Genomic DNA, 18,672 nt, shown 5'->3' with positions numbered 1-18,672 from the left:
TAGCCACATCGGTGATGCGGCGTCAGCACCTCGCACAGGAGAGCGAGCCGGACATGGCCGGGAGACGACGCGGCCCCGCCCGCCAAGAGGACGGGCGGGGCCGGTGCGGCACCAGGGGACGGACTAGCGCGCCGCGCGGTTGACGGCCGACACGACGGCCTTCAGCGAGGCACGTGTGGTGTTCGCGTCGATGCCGATGCCCCACAGCACCTTGTCGCCGATCGCGCACTCGATGTACGAGGCGGCCTGCGCGGACGCGCCCTCGCTCATCGTGTGCTCCTGGTAGTCCAGGAGGCGTACGTCGATGCCGATGCCCTGCAGCGCGTCGAAGAACGCGGAGATCGGGCCGTTGCCACAACCGGTCAGCACGGTGTCCGCGCCGTCCAGCGTGGCCTCGACGGTGAGGGTGTCGACGCCGTCGGTGTCGGTCGTCGTCTGGCCGTTCTTGACCTGAATCCGACCCCACTGGGCCGCGGTGTTACCGGGGTTGGGCAGGTACTCGTCCTGGAAGACGCTCCAGATCGCGGCCGGGGTGACCTCGCCGCCCTCGGCGTCGGTCTTCGCCTGGATGATCCTGGAGAACTCGATCTGCATACGGCGCGGCAGGTCCAGCTTGTGGTCGTTCTTCAGGACGTACGCGATGCCGCCCTTGCCGGACTGCGAGTTGACGCGGATGACGGCCTCGTAGGAGCGGCCGACGTCCTTGGGGTCGATGGGCAGGTACGGCACGGCCCACTCGATGTCGTCGACGGTCCTGCCCTGGTCCGCGGCCCGGGTCTGCATCGCGTCGAAGCCCTTCTTGATGGCGTCCTGGTGGGAGCCGGAGAAGGCGGTGTAGACGAGGTCGCCCGCGTAGGGGTGGCGGGGGTGGACCTCCATCTGGGTGCAGTACTCGTACACCCGGCGGACCTCGTCGATGTCCGAGAAGTCGATCTGCGGGTCGACACCCTGGCTGAAGAGGTTCATGCCCAGCGTGACCAGGTCGACGTTGCCGGTGCGCTCGCCCTGCCCGAACAGGCAGCCCTCGACGCGGTCGCCGCCGGCCATGACGGCCAGCTCGGCGGCGGCGACGGCGGTGCCGCGGTCGTTGTGCGGGTGGATGGACAGGCACACGTACGCGCGCCGGGACAGGTTGCGGGACATCCACTCGAAGCGGTCCGCGTGGGTGGAGGGCGTGGAGCGCTCGACCGTGGCGGGCAGGTTGAGGATGATCTCGCGCTCGGCGTCGGGCTGCCAGACGTCCATGACGCCCTCGCAGACCTCCAGGGCGAAGTCCAGCTCGGTGTCGGTGAAGATCTCGGGGCTGTACTGGTATCCGAACGTCGTACGGTCGTCCAGCAGCTTGTCGGCGTACTCCATGACCAGACGGGTGCCGTCGACGGCGATCTGCTTGACGGCGTCGCGCGAGCCGCGGAAGACGACGTCGCGCCAGACGGGCGCGGTCGCGTTGTACAGGTGGACGGTCGCGCGCCGGGCGCCCTTGAGGGACTCCACCGTGCGCTCGATCAGCTCTTCGCGCGCCTGGGTCAGGACGGAGATCGTCACGTCCTCGGGGATCGCGTCCTCGTCCTCGACGATCGAGCGTACGAAGTCGAAGTCGGTCTGGCCCGAGGAGGGGAAGCCGACCTCGATCTCCTTGTAGCCCATGCGCACCAGCAGGTCGAACATCGCGCGCTTGCGGGCCAGGGACATCGGGTCGATCAGCGCTTGGTTGCCGTCGCGCAGGTCCGTGGAGAGCCAGCGGGGAGCGACCGTGATCCGGTTGTCGGGCCACGTGCGGTCGGGAATGCCGACCTGCTCGTACGGCCTGTACTTGTGGACCGGCAGGGACGTCGGGCGCTGGAAGTTCGGCATCTGCGGGCTCCTCGGAAGTGTCCTGAAGGACGGCCGACGGTCTTGGCGCAACGCCGAACTCCGCGGGGAGGGGGTCGGCCTCGACTACAGGCCCTCGCCGCGGCAGCTAAGGAGAAGCAGCCCGCATCGCATGATGCGCCGCAGCCTAGCCGAGCCGCGCTCTGTGCGCGGGCCCGTATCACTATGCGGGACCGCGCCGAACTAAACGCCCAGCGGTGATCAATCCCTCTATTTCAGCAATCATGGTGGCAGCTAGTGACAGCGGCATGACCCAGTGCCACATTGCCGCCATGACCGCCAACCCGACGGGCTTCGAGCCCGTCTTCTGCACCATCGTGCCGCCCCACGTCCTGGACACCCTCGCCCAGAGCCAGGACCCCGCGCTCGCCGTGCCCGCCCGCCGCACCCTGGAGCGGGACGCCGTCGAGCGCACCCACCGCCGGCTGACGACCGTCATCGGCGCGCCCGGCGTGGCCCCGCCCAAGGGGGCCGTGGCGGACAAGCCGCACCGCACCGTCTACGACGCCAAGCAGCGTACGCAGCTCCCGGGCCGCAAGGTGCGCGCCGAGGGAGACAAGCCCGGCAAGGACGCCACCGTCAACCGCGCGTACGCGGGGCTCGGCGCGACCTTCGAACTGTTCCTGAAGTCGTACGAGCGCAACTCCATCGACGGCAACGGACTGCCGCTGGACGCGACCGTGCACTACGGCGAGGACTACGGCAACGCGTTCTGGAACGGCGAGCAGATGGTCTTCGGCGACGGCGACCAGGAGATCTTCCTGGACTTCACCATCCCCGTGGACGTCATCGGCCACGAGCTGACCCACGGCGTCGTGCAGTACACGGCGAACCTCACGTACTTCGGCCAGCCCGGCGCCCTGAACGAGTCGATGGCGGACGTCTTCGGCTCGCTGATCAAGCAGTACACGCTGGGCCAGACCGCGCACGAGGCCGACTGGCTGATCGGCGCCGGCCTGCTCGCCCCGCGTGTCACCGGCAAGGCGCTGCGCTCCATGAAGGAGCCCGGCACCGCGTACGACGACGACGTGCTCGGCAAGGACCCGCAGCCCGCCGACATGGACCACTTCGTGAAGACGGGCCGCGACAACGGCGGCGTGCACATCAACTCCGGCATCCCCAACCGCGCGTTCCATCTGGTCGCCGACGCGCTCGGCGGCCATGCGTGGGAGCGGGCGGGGCAGATCTGGTACACCGTCCTGACCGGCGGCGAGCTGGCGCAGGACGCGTCGTTCGAGGACTTCGCGAAGCTGACGGTGGCCGCCGCGCGCCAGAAGTACGGCGACGGCGACGAGCTGAAGGCCGTCGTCGACGCGTGGTCGACGGTCAAGGTGCCCGCCAACGGCTGACGGCGCGCTACCGGCCGCCCACGCGGTGGAGTAGACAGGACCCATGCGTATCCAGGTGAAGCGCACGGGAGGTTTCGCGGGCATCGACCGGCACGCCGAGGTGGACACCTCGCGGCTGGCCGATGCCCCCGAATGGCACGCGCTGGCCGAACAGGCCTTGGCCGAGGGCCGCGGCACGCCACCCATCGGGGTGCCGGACGGCTTCAACTACCAGCTGACCGTCGACGGGCGCACGGTGTACTGCTCGGACCCGCGGCTGACCGAGGCGCAGCGGAAGCTGATCTCGCGGGTCCTGAAGGAGGGCACGTAGACCTCGACCGGCTCAGCCGGGAGAACAGAACCTGAGCGTTGTTCACGTTTTCCGCGCACGCCCATTGACTTCCGTACTCGGCGGTACGGAAGATCCCGCCCATGGCAGCGACTGCGGCGAGCCCGGTATCCCAGTTCCCCCGCGACTTCCTGTGGGGCGTCTCCACATCGGCCCACCAGATCGAGGGCGCCGCCGACGAGCGCGGCGCCTCGGTGTGGGACGCGTTCACGGCCGTGCCGGGGAACGTGAAGGACGGCACGACGGCCGCCGTCGCCTGCGACCACTACCACCGCTACCGCGAGGACGTGGCGCTCATCCGTGAGCTGGGCGTGGGCGCCTACCGCTTCTCCCTCTCGTGGCCGCGCGTGCTGCCCACCGGCGCGGGCCCGGTGAGCGCGGCGGGCCTCGACTTCTACGACCGTCTCGTGGACGAGCTGTGCGCGGCGGACGTGCGCCCCGTCCCCACCCTCTTCCACTGGGACACCCCGCTCGCCGTGCAGGAGGCGGGCGGCTGGCTGAGCCGCGACACCGCCGAGCGCTTCGCCGAGTACGCGGCCGTGGTCGCGGCCCGCATAGGCGACCGCGTCCCGAAGTGGATCACCCTCAACGAGCCCGCGGAACACACCCTGCTCGGCCACGCGCTCGGCCGGCACGCACCCGGACAGCGGCTCCTCTTCGACGCGCTGCCGGTCGCCCACCACCAGCTCCTCGCGCACGGCCTCGCGGTACGGGCGCTGCGTGCGGCCGGGGCGCGGGACATCGGCATCGCCAACTCGCACGGCCCGACCTGGCCCGCGTCGGCCGCCGAGGAGGACACGGTGGCGGCCGGCTTCTACGACGTACTCCTCAACCGCCTCTTCGCCGACCCGCTGCTCCTCGGCCAGTACCCCGAAGGCTTCGGGGAGTCGATGCCGACGGACGACCTCGACGCGGACCTGAAGGTCATCTCCGAGCCCCTGGACTGGTACGGGATCAACTTCTACCAGCCGACGAAGGTGGGCGCCCCGCTCCCGCACACCACCGAGTTCTCGGGCCTCACGCTCCCGCCCGAACTCCCCTTCGCGCCCCGGGAGATCGAGGGATATCCGGTCACGGACTTCGGCTGGCCGGTCGTCCCCGACGCCCTCACCGAGCTGCTGACCTCCTTCCGCGACCGCTACGGCGACCGCCTCCCGCCGCTCGTCGTCACCGAGAACGGCTGCTCGTACGAGGGCCTCGACGACCAGGAGCGGATCACCTACCTGGACGGCCATCTGCGGGCCCTGCTGCGGGCGTTGGAGGCGGGTGTGGACGTACGCGGCTACTTCGTCTGGTCGCTGATGGACAACTTCGAGTGGGCGGAGGGCTACCGGCAGCGCTTCGGCCTCGTCCACGTCGACCACGCCACGCTCGAACGCACCCCGAAGGCGTCCTACCACTGGCTGCGCGGAGCCCTGCGGGCGCGGCGCGCATGACCGCCACCGCGCTGCGGGAGCCCACCGAGCGGGTCGGCCGGGGCTGGGTCGGCTCGCTGTCGGTGGCCAACGGCGCGATCTGGGTCGGCTGGTACGGCCCCCTTCAGATCCTGCTCGCCCTCCAGGCCGAGGATCTCGCCCCGGCGGGCACGTCGAAGGAGACGGTGCTCGCCTGGGTCACGGGCGCGGGCGCGGTCGTCTCGCTCGTCGCGAACCCCCTGTTCGGCGCGGTGTCGGACCGCACGACGTCCCGCTGGGGCCGGCGCACCCCGTGGATCGTGGCGGGCACGGCGACGGGCGCCGCCGCGCTCCTGCTCCTCTCGGCGGCGGACTCCGTGTGGGGGATGGCGGCGGGCTGGTGCCTGGTCCAGCTCACCCTGAACGCCGCGTTCGCCGCGGTCACCGCCGCCGTGCCGGACCGGGTGCCGCGCCTCCAACGGGGCTCGGTCGGCGGCTGGCTCGGGGCGGCGCAGCTGCTCGGCGTGGTCGTCGGGACGGGGCTCGCGACGGTGGCGGGCGGCACGGTCGCGGGGTACGCGGCGTGCGCCGTCTTCACGGTCGCGGGCGTGCTGCCTCATGTCGTACGCCATCGGGATCTGCGCCTGGCGGCCGCCGACCGCCCGCCGTGGAACCGGCGGGCCTTCCTGACCGGCTTCTGGCTCAGCCCGCGCCGCCACCCCGACCTGGGGTGGGCCTGGCTGACCCGCTTCCTCATCAACGTCAGCAACTCCGTGGTGCTGCTCTATCTCCTCTACTTCCTCCGGGACCGCCTGCACCACACGGACCCGGAGGGCGGCGTGCTGATCCTGACCGCGGTGAACGGCGCGACGATGCTCGCCACCGTCGTGGTGGGCGGCGCCTGGTCGGACCGGGTGGGCCGCCGCAAGCCCTTCGTGATGTGGGCGGGCACGCTGATGGCGGTGGCGACGGGGCTGCTCGCCCTCTGGCAGACCTGGCCGGGCGCGATCGTCGCGGCGGCGGTGCTCGGCGTCGGCTTCGGCGTCTTCACGTCGGTGGACTTCGCGCTGATGACGGACGTCCTGCCGAAGGCCATGGACCGCGGCAAGGACCTCGGCGTCATCAACATCGCCAACTCCCTGCCCCAGGTGGCCGCCCCGGCGCTCGCGGCGCCCGTCGTCACGCACCTCGGCGGCTACCGCGTGCTCTATCTGGCGGCGGCGGTGATCGGCCTCGCTGGAGCGTTCCTCGTGCGGCGGATCAAGGGCGTGGAGTGAGCCCCGCGGCGACGGACGCGGCGGCATCGGACGGCGCGTCCCCGGCCGCCACGGCGAAGTCCCGCAGCGTTCCGGCGAGCACGTCGTCCGGCGTGTGCTCGCCCATGAGGTAGCCCGCGCGCGCCAGTTGGGCCAGCCCGTGCATGGAACCGAAGAGCTGACGCACCAGCAGATCCGGGTCGGCGTCGGCCCGGAAGCGGCCCGCCTCGACGCAGCGGCGGATCGCGTCGCGCGGGAAGCGCAGCATGAACGTACCGATCCGCCGGTCCTCGTCGGACAGTTCGAACCCGGCGAGTACGGAGCCGCCGAACATCACGGCGTACACATCGGACTCGGCGCGTGCGAACTCCTGGTAGACGCGGCACAGTCCGGCGAGTTCGGCGACGGGGTCGGTGGCGCGCTCCACGTCGCGGACCCGCGCACTGAGGCGTTCGAAGCCCTCGCGCCTCACCTCGCGCACGAGCCCGGGCATCGAACCGAAGTGGGTGTAGACGGCCATCGTCGACGCCCCGACCTCTCTGACCAGGCGCCGGGCGCTCAGCGCGGCGGGACCCTGCTCCGCGAGGACGCGTGCGGCCTCGTCGAGGAGACGGCGGCGGACATCGGCCGGTTCTCGTTTGCCGGTGGACACCAGGGCAGCATAACGCCGTTATGGCCATAACGGCGTTATGCTGCTCTCGTACGGACTCGCCATGCCCGAACGGGAATGCGAGGGCGTCCGGTGCGGTTGCGAAGGCAGCGGGACCGGGGTCCCGGGGTCCGGGGACGGCGGGACGCAGCGACGGGACGGGGGTCCACCGCTGCGATCCGCCGCCCTCGGCGACACCGCAGGGGCCGGGCCGGGTCAGACCGGGCCAAGCCGGGGCTGGGTTCGGTCTAGAAGCCGAGCTTGCGCAGCTGCCTCGGGTCGCGCTGCCAGTCCTTGGCGACCTTGACGTGCAGGTCCAGGAAGACGGGCGTACCGAGAAGCGCCTCGATCTGCTTGCGCGACCTGATGCCGACGTCCTTGAGCCGCTTGCCCTTGGGGCCGATGATGATGCCCTTCTGGCTGGGCCGCTCGATGTAGACGAACGCGTGGATGTCCAGCAGCGGCTTGTCCGCGGGCCGGTCCTCGCGCGGCAGCATCTCCTCGACCACGACGGCGATGGAGTGCGGCAGCTCGTCCCGTACGCCTTCGAGCGCGGCCTCACGGATCAGCTCGGCGACCATGACCTGCTCGGGCTCGTCCGTGAGGTCGCCCTCGGGGTAGAGCGGGGGGCTCTCGGGCAGGAGGGGGACGATCAGATCGGCGAGCAGGCCGACCTGCTGGTCCCCGACCGCCGAGACCGGGATGATCTCGGCCCACTCGAAGCCCAGCTCCTTGCCGAGCTGGTCGATCGCGATGAGCTGCTCCGCGAGGGTCTTGCTGTCGACGAGGTCGGTCTTCGTGACGATCGCGATCTTCGGCGTCTTCTTGATGGACGCCAGTTCCTTGGCGATGAACCGGTCGCCGGGGCCGAGCTTCTCGTTCGCGGGCAGGCAGAAGCCGATGACGTCGACCTCGGCCCACGTGGTGCGCACGATGTCGTTCAGACGCTCGCCGAGCAGCGTGCGCGGCTTGTGGAGCCCCGGGGTGTCCACCAGGATCAGCTGCGCGTCGGGGCGGTGCACGATGCCGCGCACGGTGTGCCGCGTGGTCTGCGGCTGGTCGGCGGTGATCGCCACCTTCTTGCCGACCAGAGCGTTCGTGAGGGTGGACTTGCCCGCGTTGGGGCGGCCGACGAAGCACGCGAAGCCGGCGCGGTGGGCGGCCTCGGACGGCTCGGCTGATGACGGGGTACGAACGCTCATGGCGCCCATTGTCCCTGATCCCGCGCCCCCGCCGCACCGCGCTGCCCCCGGGGCCGCCGAAACCGCTCTCGGCCCGTCACTCTCAGCCCGCCGCGAGCCGCTCCCGTACCTCCCCGTCGGACCCCGCCAGGAAGACCGGCGTACCGGCCCCGCCCAGATCCCGCACGGCGGCGAGATCCTCCGCGGGCAGCGCCTCCGCACCGGAGACGACGGCCGCGGCCTCGAGCGACTCGGCCCCCGAGGCGACGGCCATCGCCACGGCGGTCCGCAGCGCGGACAGCTTCAGCGACTCGAGCTCCACCGTCCCCGCCACATACGTACGCCCCGTCTCGTCCCGCACGGCCGCCCCCTCGGGCACTCCGTTACGGGCCCGGGCCGAACGGGCGAGGGTGACGATCTTGCGGTCCTCGGGACCGAGGTCGGTGCTGTCGGCGCTGCCGGTGCTCTGAGTCATGGCACGAGCATAAAGAGCACCGCACCCGCGCCCGGAGTCACCCCGCGACGGAACGGATCGCCTCGCGCCGCAGCCGCTGCGCCCGCGGGAGCCCCGCGACCACCAGGTCGTACGAGTCCTCGATGAGCTCCCTGAGCTGCTCATCGGGGAGGTCACCGTCAGCAGTGACCGTGTTCCAGTGGCGCTTGTTCATGTGCGAGAGCGCGAACATCTTCCCGGCCACCTTGAAGACCGAGGTCTCCGGTGTGAAGGGGAAGTCCTCCACCACGTCGTTGAAGGAGAGACAGAACGTACGCAGCTCCTCGGGCGTCACCGGGGCTCCCCCTCCTTGTGCGCGTCCTCGGACGCGGCCGGCTCCACGAGCACCGTCACGATCTTGTTCCGGCGGCCGGCGGCGGACTCCGCGGTGAGCGTCAGCCCGCGGCCGTCCGGCAGCGGCACGACCGCCGAGGCCCCCGCGATCGGGACCCGGCCCAGCTCCTTGGCGAGCAGGCCGCCGACCGTCTCGACGTCCTCGTCGTCGAACTCGTCGAACCCGAACAGCTCCCCCAGGTCACCGATGTCCAGCCGCGCCGTCACGCGGTAGCAGCCGTCCGCCAGCTCCTCCACGGGCGGCAGCTCACGGTCGTACTCGTCGGTGATCTCACCGACGATCTCCTCCAGGATGTCCTCGATGGTCACGATGCCGGCCGTGCCGCCGTACTCGTCGATGACCACGGCCACGTGATTGCGCTCCTGCTGCATCTCGCGCAGCAGATCGCCCGCGTTCTTCGTGTCCGGCACGAACGTCGCCGGGCGCATCGCGGTCGAGACCAGTTCGGACTCGCTGTCGCGGTTGATGTGCGTCTTGCGGGCCAGGTCCTTCAGATAGACCATGCCCACGATGTCGTCCTCGCTCTCCCCCGTCACGGGTATGCGCGAGAAGCCGGAGCGCAGCGCGAGGGTGAGGGCCTGGCGGATCGTCTTGAACCGCTCGATGGCGACCAGGTCGGTGCGGGGCACCATCACCTCACGCACCAGCGTGTCGCCCAGCTCGAAGACGGAGTGCACCATGCGGCGCTCGTCGTCCTCAATCAGGGACTCCTTCTCGGCGAGGTCGACCATCGCGCGCAGCTCCGCCTCGGAGGCGAACGGGCCGCGCCGGAAGCCCTTGCCCGGCGTGAGCGCGTTGCCGATGAGGATCAGCAGGGGCGGGATCGGGCCCATGACGCGGGCCAGCGGGAGCAGGACGTACGCCGCCGCGGTCGCGGTGTTCAGCGGGTGCTGGCGGCCGATGGTGCGCGGTGAGACGCCGACGGCGACATAGCTGACGAGGACCATCACGCCGATGGCGAGGGCGAGGGCCTCCCACGTCTTGTCGAACTCCTGCAGGCAGGCGTACGTCACGAGGGCCGAGGCGGCCATCTCGCACGCCACCCGCACGAGCAGCGCCACGTTGAGATAGCGGGTCGGGTCGGCGGCGACCTGCGCGAGCTTCGCGCTGCCGCGCCGCCCCGAGCGGACGGCCTCCTCCGCGCGGAAGCTGGAGACGCGGGCGATGCCCGCCTCGGCGCAGGCCGCGAGCCAGGCCACGACGACGAGGGCGACGGCGCCCGCGATCAGCTGGAGGCTCACGGCGCTACGAGACGGTCGGCGCGGGAGAGGGGCCGGTCAGGCCCTTCTCGGCGCGCCAGCCGTCGACGATGGCCGCCTGGAGGCCGAACATCTCGGCCTTCTCGTCGGGCTCCTCGTGGTCGTACCCGAGCAGGTGCAGCACCCCGTGGACGGTCAGGAGCTGGAGCTCCTCGTCCATGGAGTGCTGCGTCGGCGCGTCCTTGCCCTGCTGGGAGGCGACCTCCGGGCAGAGCACGATGTCACCGAGGAGGCCCTGCGGGGGCTCCTCGTCGTCCTTCATGGGCGGCCTCAGCTCGTCCATCGGGAAGGACATGACGTCCGTGGGCCCCGGCAGGTCCATCCACTGGATGTGCAGCTGCTCCATGGCGTCGGCGTCCACGACGATCACCGACAGCTCGGAGAGCGGGTGGATGCGCATCCGCGCGAGGGCGTGGCGGGCGATGTCGAGGATCGCCTGCTCGTCGACCTCGGTTCCGGATTCGTTGTTGACGTCGATCGACATGGTGGTGCTGGTCTACTTCCCGTCGCGGCTGTCGTGCTGCTCGTACGCGTCGACGATACGGCCGACCAGCTTGTGCCGTACGACATCGTGGGAGGTGAGCCGCGAGAAGTGGATGTCGTCGACGCCCTCCAGGATCTTCTGCACCTCCCGCAGACCGCTCTTGGTGCCGCCGGGCAGGTCGACCTGGGTGACGTCACCGGTGATGACGATCTTCGAGTCGAAGCCGAGGCGGGTGAGGAACATCTTCATCTGCTCGGCGCTGGTGTTCTGCGCCTCGTCGAGGATGATGAACGCGTCGTTGAGGGTGTTGTGCGTCAGCAGGTAGTCCTGCGTGACGTACAGCGAGTCCTCGGCGGCCACCTGGATACAGACGGCCTCCTCGCGGCCCGCGGGCTCGATGGAGTCGATGAAGCGCATCGGGCGACCGCCGCCACCGGCTGCGTGGTACTTGTCGCGTTTCCGGGCGAGGCGGAAGGGCTCGATGCCTTCCGGGAGGCGGATGTCGACCACGTGCGCATCCCGCCGGTGAGCTGCCGGCGCGGAGCCTTGCTTGCGGCCCTCGGCCGGGCGGCGTCGGGTGTAGGCGACACCGCCGAGGGACTGGACGAGTGCGATCACGTCGTCCCGCAGGACGATCGATGCCGTCGAGTACTGGACACGGCAGGTGCGGTCGGCCTGGATGACCGGGCCGCCATCCGAGTCGAGCAGACCCTGGAGCACAGCGAGGCGGACCTCCGCGGTGTTGAACAGGTAGTCGTCCGGCACGAACTTGGAGTACGAACGGCTGCCGACCAGGTCCAGTCCACGCAGCATGCGGGTGACCGGGTTCTCCAGAGTGACCACGTCACCAGGTGACTTCACCCGGTTCAGCACATAGTCCGGGCCGCTCTTGTGACGGACGGTGACGTTGGTCAGACAGCCGTCGCCGAGAAGCAGACCGAGCGCGTACGGGTCCATGGGGACCTCACGCTCCGGGAACTCGACGGGTGCGGTGAGCATCGGCAGCTCGTACCGGCGAGCGTGCCCCGCGCGGAGGTTGCCGATCATGTCCTTCGTCTCAAGGACCCGCCACGGCTTGTCCCGGCGCTTGTCCGACGCCGTACGGACCGTCCACAGGTGCTCGCCGCAGCACAGGGTCCAGGAGCCGTCCTGGGCGGACACACGGTAGATGTCCTTCTCGCCCTGCGGGTAGACGCCGAGGACGGGGGTCGGCTCACCGTTGGAACCGATGACGAGGTCGCCGACCTGGAGGTCGCCGATGGGGCGCCAGCCATCCGGTGTCAGGACCTTCGTGAAGCGAGGCTGCGCACGGCCGCGCATGTACGCGAGCGGGGCGACCTCGATGGTGCCCGCCGCCATGAGGCGCGGGATCGAGTCGGGGTCGAGCATGTCGTGCAGCGCGTCGTACAGCGGGCGCAGGTACGGGTCGATCTTCTCGTACAGGGTGCCCGGCAGGAAGCCGAGCCGTTCGCCCGCCTCGACCGCGGGCCGGGTCAGGATGATGCGGTTGACCTGCTTGGACTGGAGCGCCTGGACGGCCTTGGCCATGGCCAGGTACGTCTTGCCCGTGCCGGCCGGGCCGATCCCGAAGACGATGGTGTGCTGGTCGATCGCGTCGACGTACCGCTTCTGGTTCAGGGTCTTGGGGCGGATGGTGCGGCCGCGGGACGAGAGGATGTTCTGCGTGAGGACCTCGGCGGGGGTCTCCTGCCCGCCGCCGCCGTTCTCGTCCGCCCTGAGCATGGCGATCGAGCGTTCCACTGCGTCCTCCGTCATCGGCTGACCGGTGCGGAGCACCAGCATCATCTGGTCGAACAGGCGTTGGATGAGGGCGACTTCGTGGGCCGCGCCCACGGCGCTGATCTCATTGCCCCGGACGTGGATGTCGGCCGCCGGGAAGGCCTTCTCGATCACGCGCAGCAGGGCGTCGCCCGACCCGAGGACGGTCACCATCGGGTGCTTCGCCGGGACCGTGAAGTGCGCTCGCGCCTGGTCCTGTGCGGCGGTGTGAGTTGTGGGTGTCTGAGTCATGGGCCGGCTCTGAAGGCCTGCTCATCCTCCTCATGCGGGGCTTGGTGGCCGCGAAGGCTTGCGCTTCCAGGGTACGACGGCGGTGCCGCTGTGCCGTAGGGCTTTTCCGCCTGGGTCACAGCCGTTGCCCCGCGGCGCGCTACGCCGACCTGAAGCCGATCGTCGGTACCGCCCGTCTCAAGGGCCACGGGCGGCTCGCGGCCGGGAGCAAAGCCTCCAGGAAGCTGTAGCGCCGCAGCGCCGTCGGGTCCTGTTCGTCGAACTCCCGCACGCGCCGCCACCAGCCCCCGACCTCCGCCCACCCGGGCGCGGACAGGGACCCGCCGAACTCCTGCACGGAGAGCGCCGCGGTGAGCCCGGCGAACGCCAGCCGGTCCGCCAGGGGCCAGCCCGCCAGCGTCCCGGTGACGAAGCCCGCCACGAAGACGTCGCCCGCCCCCGTCGGATCGAGCGCCTCCACCTCGATCGCGGGCACCTCCGCGGTCTCCCCGGTCCGCCTGTCCACCGCGTACGCGCCCTCCGCGCCGAGGGTCACCACGGCCAGCGGGACATGCTCGGTCAGTGCCCGCGCCGCGGCCCTTGGGCACGACGTACGCGTGTACCGCATCGCCTCTTCCGCGTTCGGCAGGAACGCCTCGCAGTGCCGCAGGTCGGGGAGGGCGGCGAGGTCCCACTGTCCGGTGTCGTCCCAGCCCACGTCGGCGAAGATGCGGGTGCCGCTGCGCGCGGCCTGGGCGATCCAGGGGGCGCGCGTACCGGGCGTCAGCGAGGCGATGGCGGCACGCGCGCGTGGCGGGCAGGAGGGGGCGCCGCCGTCCGGCGCGCCGGCGTCCGGCGGCGGCTCGTGGCCGTGGCTGACCATGGTCCGCTCGCCCTCGTACGCCATGGAGACCGTCACCGGGGTGTGCCAGCCGGGCACGGTCCGGGACGACGTGAGGTCGATGCCCTCGCCGCCTTCGAGGGCGTCCCAGCAGTACTCTCCGTAGTGGTCGTCCCCGAAGGCGGCGGCGAGCGAGGTGTGCAGGCCGAGCCGGGCGAGCGCGGTCGCCATGTTGGCGACGCCGCCGGGGCTCGACCCCATGCCGCGCGCCCAGGACTCGGTGCCGCGCACCGGCGCCGAGTCGAGGCCGGTGAAGATGATGTCGAGGAAGACCGTGCCGGTGAGGTAGACGTCGCAGTCCGGATCACCGGCTCTGCGGGCCGCCTTCAGCGGGTCGACGATGGGCTGTACGGGTACGACCATGCAGGCAACGTAACGGACGAGGCGCGCGCGGGCCCGGGGTTCCCGGTTCGGCACGTCGCGAGGTGCTGGTCGTGACGTGCTGGTCACAGGGCGCTACCAGCGCGGCACCGCCGGAGTCACCCACTCCGGGTAGGGCGGCGAACCTCTCCCGGTCGAGCTCGACGCCGAGCCCGGGGGCGTCGGTGACGGCGATCTTCCCGTCCACGAAGCGGAGCCGTGAGGTCAGTACGTCCTCGGCCTGCCAGGGGTAGTGCGCGTCGCAGGCGTGGTCGAGTCCGGGCACGGTCGCCGCCACGTGTGTCATCGCGGCGAGGCTGATGCCCAGATGCGTGTTGGAGTGCATGGACACCGCCACGCCGAACGTCCGGCAGACCGCGGCCGGTTCGCGCGCCGGTATCTCCTCGAAGGTCGTCACGCACATGTTCGTGGCGAGCGGCACCGAGGTGCCCGCCGCGACCTCCGCCATGGCGGGCGTGCCGAGCGCCGGGTCCTCCAGATACTCCAGTACGTCGCCGAGTTCGGCCGCGACCTTCAGCGAGTGACCACGGACCAGGCCCCGTTGGGGTCGAGCCGCAGCGGCCTGCCCGGGAACGCCTCCGCGAGGGCGCGGATCGCGGCGATCTCCTCGTCCGGCGGGAAGACACCGCCCTTGAGCTTGAAGGACCCGAAGCCGTGGCGCTCGACGAAGAGGCGGGCCTGGGCGACGCCCCCGGCCGGGTCGAGGGCGGCGCCCCAGCCCTGATCCGGCTCGCAGGCGCGGCCCGCCGAGCGCGTCGAGGCACGCCACCTCGAACCCGGAGACGACGGAGAGCCGCAGCTTGCCGGCGCTCTGCACGCCGCGCAGCCCGCCGACGTCCACGGCGTCGTCGACCCGCGCGGCGTCCACGGCCATCTCGTCCGCCAGTGAGAACAGCCGGTTCAGATCGGAGGCGACGCCCCCGGCCGTGACCACCTCGATGATCAGCCGGATCAGCCGGGGCGTGTAGGGCTGATGGACGCGGTCAATGCCCCGTACAGCGCCCGCGCCCCGTCGGCCAAAGCTCCGCCTCGATCAGATCCGCCGCACGCGAGGTGCCGCCCTCACCCCGGACCTCCGCCTTCAGCTCCGCACACCGACGGGCAACGGCAGGGTCGGAGGTCAGCCCCAGCAACGCCGCTCGCAGCGCCCCCGCGTCGGCGTCCGCCGTGTCCAGCCGACGCGCGACGCCCAGCTCCACCAGCCGATCCGCGTTCATCGGCTGCTCCGCCCCCTGCGGCACGACGATCATCGGCACCCCGCAGAAGAGGCCCTCAGAGCTGCTCCCCATGCCCGCGTGGGTGACGAACGCGTCGGCCTGCTCCAGGATGGCCAACTGCGGCACCCAGGAGCGGACCTCGATATTGGCGGGGAGGCTCCCCAGCTCCGCGGGGTCGACGTGCTTGCCGATCTGAAGGACGACATGCCACCCCGCCAGATCGCCGAAGGCACCCACGCACTGCCGGTAGAACTCGGGCTGCTTGGTGTACGCCGAGCCGAGCGAGACCAGAAGCACCTGCTCGGCACCCTCCGGACGCGTCCAGCTCCCCTGCTTGGCACGGTCCCCGAAGCCACGGTCCCCGAAGCAGGGCCCGACGAAGGCGATCCGATCGGCGTCGACGGTGTCTGCGTGCGGCTGCATGGCCCGGGGGATCGTGGCGAGGGCCCGCGGCGGGACGCCGGAGAACTCCCCGACGTCGAGCGTGGTGGCCCCGCACCCGGCGAGCCAGTCCCTGAAGCGGGCCTCCAGGACATCGGCGCCCGGCAGCCGCGCGAGCTGCGCGCCGACGTCCTCCTGGTAGCCGCCCCAGGCCACATAGGTCGGCGACAGCTGCACGAGCGGCCGCCCCTGCGCCTCGGCGAGCGCCCGGGCGACGTACGCGCCGATGTCGTACAGGTACAGGTCCGCGGGGTCGTCGTCGTACGCCGCGTGGAGCTGCGGAAGCACCGCCATCGCGTCGTCGAGGAAGAGCGAGCTGGCCTCGATGGGGTCGTCGGGCCAGAGGTTGTCGCGGTGCGGGAGCGTCGAGTCGTACGGGACGAGTTCGGCGCCGGTGGGCTCGATCAGCCCGGCGGCGGCCGGGTCGTTGGCGTACGTCACGCGGTGGCCGCGCGCGGCCAGCTCACGGATGATCTCCAGGCTGGGCAGCACGTGGCTGACCATCGGGACGCCGATCATGGCGATGTGGGCACGGCGGCGGGAGAGTCGACGGGGTGACATGAGAGTTCCTTCGCATGCAGAAAGCTAGGAGCTGAGAGCTACGGGAGCTGAAAGCTACGAGAGCTGACAGCTACGGATGACGGCACGGCGGGCCGCCGCCTCGGTCCCGGCGAGGGGCGGGCGGGGGCCACAGGGGCCGTGTCAGCCGTAGATCTGCGCGATGGAGTCCATACCGGGACCGTAACCCGGCACCCGCCGTCAGTCGAACGAATAGGCCTCGACCTCGGCGAGATACTTCGCCCGCAGCGCCTCGTCCGCCGCGTCCCGGTCCAGGAAGGACGCCTCGAAGGAGTTCCGCGCCAGGGTCCGCAGCCGCTCCTGGTCGATGCCGAGCGCCTCGCGCACGGCGTGGAAGGTGTCGTCGACGTATCCGCCGAAGTAGGCCGGGTCGTCGGAGTTGACCGTGCACATCAGCCCGGCGTCCAGCATCCGCGCCAGCGGGTGCTCTTCGAGGAGGTCGATGGCGCGCAGCCGGACGTTCGAGAGCGGGCAGAGCGTGAGCGGTACGCGGTCGCGGACCAGGCGCTCGACCAGCTCCGGGTCCTCCATGCAGCGCAGGCCGTGGTCGACGCGCTCGACGCGCAGTACGTCCAGGGCCTCGGTGATGTAGGCGGGCGGCCCCTCCTCGCCCGCGTGGGCGACGAGCCGCAGACCCAGGGCGGCGGCGGCCTCGTACACCTCCTTGAACTTGGATGGCGGGTGGCCGACCTCCGCCGAGTCGAGGCCGACGCCGATGATCCGGTCGAGGTGCGGTTCGGCGGCCCTCAGCGTCTCCATCGCGGATTCGGCGGACTCGTCGCGCAGGAAGCACATGATGAGCCGGGTGGAGACGCCGTGCCGCTCCTCGCCGCGGTCCAGCGCGCGGGTCAGGCCCTCGATGACGGTGCCGATGGGGACGCCGCGCGCCATGTGCGCCTGCGGGTCGAAGAAGATCTCCGCGTGCCGTACGCCCTGGGCGGCGGCGCGTGTGAGGTAGGCGTCCGCGAGTTCCTCGAAGTCGCCCTCGGTGCGCAGCACGGCCATCAGGCCGTAGTAGAGGTCCAGGAAGGACTGGAGGTCGTCGAAGAGGTAGGCCTTGCGCAGCTCTTCGGTGTCGGCGTAGGGCAGGTCGACGCCGTTGCGCGCGGCGAGCTCGAACGCCAGCTCGGGTTCGAGGGTGCCTTCGATGTGGAGGTGGAGTTCGGCCTTGGGGATCGGCATGGTGCGGTCTCGCTCGGGTTGTTCCGGTGGGTGGGGGGTTCAGGTCCGCTTGGGCAGCGGGACGCGCAGCAGGTCGCGGGCGATGGTGAGTTCGCCGTCGAATCCGGCGGCGCGGGCCTGCTGTTCGTAGACCGTCGGGTCGGGGTAGCGCTGACTGAAATGTGTCAGTACGAGGTGCCGCACGCCCGCGTCGATGGCGACCCGGGCGGCCTGCCCGGCGGTCAGGTGCCCGTGGTCGGCGGCCAGTTGTTCGTCCTCGTCGAGGAACGTCGACTCGATGACCAGCATGTCGCAGCCCTCGGCGAGCGCGTGCACGCCGTCGCAGAGCCGGGTGTCCATCACGAAGGCGAACCGCTGTCCGCGCCGCACCTCGCTGACCTCGTCCAGCGTGACGCCGCCGAGGCCGCCCTCCTTCTGGAGCCGCCCGACGTCGGGCCCCTTGATGCCGCGCTCGGCGAGCAGGCGGGGCAGCATGCGGCGCCCGTCGGGTTCGGTGAGGCGGTAGCCGTACGACTCGACGGGGTGGGAGAGCTTCACCGCGTCGAGGGTGTACGAGGGCGTGGCGGCCAGCGGCCCGTCGGCGGCGACCGGGGCCTCGGTGAGCCGGACGGTCTCGCGGTAGGCCGTCGCGTACCGCAGCCGGTCGAAGAAGCGCTGCCCGGAGGCCGGGTAGTGGGCGGTGACGGGGTGCGGGACCCGGTCGAGGTTGATGCGCTGGATCACCCCGGCGAGGCCCAGGCTGTGGTCGCCGTGGAAGTGCGTGACACAGAGCCGGTGCAGGTCGTGGGCGGCGACCCCGGCGCGCAGCATCTGCCGCTGCGTGCCCTCGCCGGGGTCGAAGAGGATGCCCTGGCCGTCCCAGAGCAGGACGTAGCCGTTGTGGTTGCGGTGCCGGGTGGGGACCTGGCTGGCGGTGCCGAGCACCACCAGTTCACGTACGGACAAGGGGTGGTGGCCCCGCTATCCGGGAGGCCACTGGAGGCCGCGGCCGCCCAGGACGTGTGCGTGGGCGTGGAAGACCGTCTGTCCGGCGCCTGCGCCGGTGTTGAAGACGATGCGGTAGCTCTCCGACTTCTCCTCGGCGGCCACCTCGCCCGCCTCGCGCAGCACGTCGGCGGCGATCTGCGGCTCGGCGGCGGCGAGTGACGCGGCGTCGGGGTGGTGCGCCTTGGGGATCACCAGGACGTGCGTCGGCGCCTGCGGGTTGATGTCGCGGAAGGCGAGGGTCGTCCCGGTCTCCCGGACGATGGTCGCGGGGATCTCCTTCGCGACGATCTTGCAGAACAGGCAGTCGCTTTGCGGTTCGCCCGCCATGGGCCGGCCTCCTCGTTCGCAGTGATC

At 71.1% G+C, this 18,672-nt stretch carries 17 protein-coding genes and 1 pseudogene; 4 read left to right on the top strand and 14 right to left on the bottom strand.

All coding sequences use genetic code 11. From position 1 onward, the window contains the following. Positions 1-123 precede the first annotated feature (123 nt). Positions 124-1,854: a 2-isopropylmalate synthase gene (leuA, locus tag ACWDVB_RS17280; RefSeq protein ID WP_451513088.1), complete on the bottom strand. Its 1,731-nt coding sequence runs from the start codon at positions 1,852-1,854 to the stop codon at positions 124-126. Between the two features lie 290 nt (positions 1,855-2,144). Between leuA and ACWDVB_RS17275 the strand changes: the two genes are divergently transcribed. From ACWDVB_RS17275 to ACWDVB_RS17260, 4 genes are all read left to right on the top strand, one after another. After that, positions 2,145-3,221 carry a M4 family metallopeptidase gene (locus ACWDVB_RS17275; protein ID WP_451513089.1) on the top strand — a complete coding sequence of 359 codons (1,077 nt, stop codon included), beginning with the start codon at positions 2,145-2,147 and terminating at the stop codon, positions 3,219-3,221. Between the two features lie 43 nt (positions 3,222-3,264). After that, on the top strand, positions 3,265-3,531 hold the full coding sequence (locus tag ACWDVB_RS17270) for a protealysin inhibitor emfourin (RefSeq protein ID WP_451513090.1): 267 nt from the start codon (positions 3,265-3,267) through the stop codon (positions 3,529-3,531). Between the two features lie 101 nt (positions 3,532-3,632). Continuing rightward, entirely contained in the window at positions 3,633-4,985 is a 1,353-nt protein-coding gene (locus ACWDVB_RS17265; protein ID WP_451513091.1) for a GH1 family beta-glucosidase, read from the top strand. Further along, positions 4,982-6,220, top strand: coding sequence for an MFS transporter (locus ACWDVB_RS17260; RefSeq protein WP_451513092.1), 1,239 nt, complete (start codon positions 4,982-4,984; stop codon positions 6,218-6,220). Before ACWDVB_RS17265 ends, ACWDVB_RS17260 begins: the two co-directional genes overlap by 4 nt. Here ACWDVB_RS17260 and ACWDVB_RS17255 read toward each other — a convergent pair. The 13 genes and pseudogenes from ACWDVB_RS17255 to ACWDVB_RS17195 all read right to left on the bottom strand — a co-directional run bounded on the left by ACWDVB_RS17255 (position 6,204) and on the right by ACWDVB_RS17195 (position 18,645). Then, positions 6,204-6,851: a TetR/AcrR family transcriptional regulator gene (locus ACWDVB_RS17255; protein WP_451513093.1), complete on the bottom strand. Its 648-nt coding sequence runs from the start codon at positions 6,849-6,851 to the stop codon at positions 6,204-6,206. The genes ACWDVB_RS17260 and ACWDVB_RS17255 overlap by 17 nt on opposite strands. A 245-nt stretch (positions 6,852-7,096) precedes the next feature. Beyond that, positions 7,097-8,059 carry a GTPase Era gene (gene era / locus ACWDVB_RS17250; RefSeq protein ID WP_451513094.1) on the bottom strand — a complete coding sequence of 321 codons (963 nt, stop codon included), beginning with the start codon at positions 8,057-8,059 and terminating at the stop codon, positions 7,097-7,099. Positions 8,060-8,132: 73 nt separating this feature from the next. Next, positions 8,133-8,504, bottom strand: coding sequence for a cytidine deaminase (locus ACWDVB_RS17245; RefSeq protein ID WP_451513095.1), 372 nt, complete (start codon positions 8,502-8,504; stop codon positions 8,133-8,135). 37 nt (positions 8,505-8,541) lie between these two features. Beyond that, positions 8,542-8,817, bottom strand: coding sequence for an MmcQ/YjbR family DNA-binding protein (locus ACWDVB_RS17240; RefSeq protein WP_451513096.1), 276 nt, complete (start codon positions 8,815-8,817; stop codon positions 8,542-8,544). Next, entirely contained in the window at positions 8,814-10,118 is a 1,305-nt protein-coding gene (locus ACWDVB_RS17235) for a hemolysin family protein (RefSeq protein ID WP_451513097.1), read from the bottom strand. The genes ACWDVB_RS17240 and ACWDVB_RS17235 overlap by 4 nt, the downstream gene beginning before the upstream one ends. A 4-nt stretch (positions 10,119-10,122) precedes the next feature. After that, complete coding sequence (ybeY, locus tag ACWDVB_RS17230) at positions 10,123-10,620, bottom strand: rRNA maturation RNase YbeY (protein WP_451513098.1); 498 nt, start codon at positions 10,618-10,620, stop codon at positions 10,123-10,125. 12 nt (positions 10,621-10,632) lie between these two features. Then, a complete protein-coding gene (locus ACWDVB_RS17225) occupies positions 10,633-12,651 on the bottom strand; it encodes a PhoH family protein (RefSeq protein ID WP_451513099.1) in 2,019 nt (672 codons plus the stop codon). Positions 12,652-12,790: 139 nt separating this feature from the next. After that, entirely contained in the window at positions 12,791-13,894 is a 1,104-nt protein-coding gene (locus ACWDVB_RS17220) for a carbohydrate kinase family protein (protein ID WP_451513100.1), read from the bottom strand. A gap of 93 nt (positions 13,895-13,987) precedes the next feature. After that, a pseudogene (locus ACWDVB_RS17215) lies at positions 13,988-14,891 on the bottom strand (enolase C-terminal domain-like protein); the annotation flags it as partial. A gap of 4 nt (positions 14,892-14,895) precedes the next feature. Beyond that, a complete protein-coding gene (locus ACWDVB_RS17210; protein ID WP_451513101.1) occupies positions 14,896-16,131 on the bottom strand; it encodes a macrolide family glycosyltransferase in 1,236 nt (411 codons plus the stop codon). Positions 16,132-16,329: 198 nt separating this feature from the next. Next, positions 16,330-17,331 carry an adenosine deaminase gene (locus tag ACWDVB_RS17205; protein ID WP_451513102.1) on the bottom strand — a complete coding sequence of 334 codons (1,002 nt, stop codon included), beginning with the start codon at positions 17,329-17,331 and terminating at the stop codon, positions 16,330-16,332. A gap of 39 nt (positions 17,332-17,370) precedes the next feature. Then, positions 17,371-18,276 carry a ribonuclease Z gene (locus tag ACWDVB_RS17200; RefSeq protein ID WP_451513103.1) on the bottom strand — a complete coding sequence of 302 codons (906 nt, stop codon included), beginning with the start codon at positions 18,274-18,276 and terminating at the stop codon, positions 17,371-17,373. 15 nt (positions 18,277-18,291) lie between these two features. Continuing rightward, the gene (locus ACWDVB_RS17195; protein ID WP_451513104.1) at positions 18,292-18,645 is read right to left on the bottom strand and encodes a histidine triad nucleotide-binding protein; all 354 of its coding nucleotides are present in this window, start codon (positions 18,643-18,645) and stop codon (positions 18,292-18,294) included. Positions 18,646-18,672: the final 27 nt, after the last annotated feature.

Source organism: Streptomyces sp. NPDC003379 (assembly GCF_053589195.1).
Note: the sequence above shows the minus strand (reverse complement) of the source record. Positions and strands in the feature narration are given on the sequence as shown.